The 1065-nt window shown below is 63.7% G+C and carries 2 protein-coding genes and 1 pseudogene; all 3 read left to right on the forward strand.

Annotation, left to right across the window (positions count from 1 at the left end; all coding sequences use genetic code 11):
- Positions 1 to 124: 124 nt before the first annotated feature.
- Complete coding sequence (locus AC5P09_RS51920; RefSeq protein WP_493880626.1) at positions 125 to 493, forward strand: group II intron maturase-specific domain-containing protein; 369 nt, start codon at positions 125 to 127, stop codon at positions 491 to 493.
- 100 nt (positions 494 to 593) lie between these two features.
- Entirely contained in the window at positions 594 to 830 is a 237-nt protein-coding gene (locus tag AC5P09_RS51925) for a hypothetical protein (RefSeq protein ID WP_493880627.1), read from the forward strand.
- Between the two features lie 137 nt (positions 831 to 967).
- Positions 968 to 1065, forward strand: a pseudogene (locus AC5P09_RS51930) (IS6 family transposase); the annotation flags it as partial.

The raw sequence follows: 1065 nt of genomic DNA on the forward strand, positions 1-1065 counted from the left end.
ACTACCTCGCGGTCGAACCCCCCACGTCACTCCAGAAAGCCAGCTAACTCAGTCTCCACGAAACCCGGGGCTTGACACTCGACTTCCTCGGCTGCCACTTCAGAGCCCGCTTCTCGGACAGGGTGTGGGAGAGGTATCGCAAGGTGCGGTTCTACCTGCATCGCTGGCCATCGCAGGCGGCGATGAAGAGACTCCGGGACAAGGTCGTGAACGGACCGACCGCCGCCGGTCGGGAACGGATATCCGCGACGTGATCGCGGACTTGAATCCGATCCTGCGCGGCTGGGGTGCCTACTTCCGAACCGGTAACGCTGCCCAGAAGTTCAAACAGGTGACCGTTGACAACGTGGTATCGCGGCTTCGTGGATTCATGGTGATGAATCGGGGTCGGAATCTACGGGCAGGGCAGGTCATGATTTGGAAGGAAGAGTGGTTCAACGGGCACGGCCTGCATCGTTTGCGTGGCACGATCCGCTATCCGAAGGCGGCGTAACCCCGCCAAGAAGATCATCGGTGTGCGGGAAAACCGCACGCACGGATTGAAAGGGGAATGGGGAAACGGGCCCGCGAGGGCACCGCGCCCCTGACTACCAATGGCACACACCTTCGAAGAACTCGTGGAGAAGCAACGCGCCGCCGACCAAGCGCACGCGACCGTCCAAGCCCTACGCGACCAAGGCGACCCGCCCGCATACGAGACCGCATGGCAGGCATGGCGCGACCTCGCCCAAGACGTGCAGGGCGCAGTCACCGAGCACGCAAAAGAGCAGGGCGCGATGCGGGCTGGCGTGGAGCTTGAGGTGAAGCGGGCGGTCCGGCATACCGAGTAGCGAGCACGCAGCGGCCGCACCCGACCGGGGCGTTGCAACGACCACTGGAACCCAGACCACGGGGCCGACCACGGCACTGTCACGTTTGCTGACCGGTGGGATGATCTTCGGGTTGATCAACCTGGGAAGGGTCGTCCGTGGGGAGCGCGTCGCTGTCGTACAAGGGTCACCGGTACCCGGTCGAGGTCATCTCCCACTGCGTGTGGCTGTACTTCCGCTTCCCGCTGTCGTTCCG

The sequence above is a fragment of the Streptomyces sp. a15 genome (assembly GCF_059026085.1).

Excerpts from the sequence above, each read along its gene's own strand:
- AC5P09_RS51925 (WP_493880627.1), top strand. The coding sequence starts at position 594 with ATGGCACACACCTTCGAAGAACTCGTGGAGAAGCAACGCGCCGCCGAC.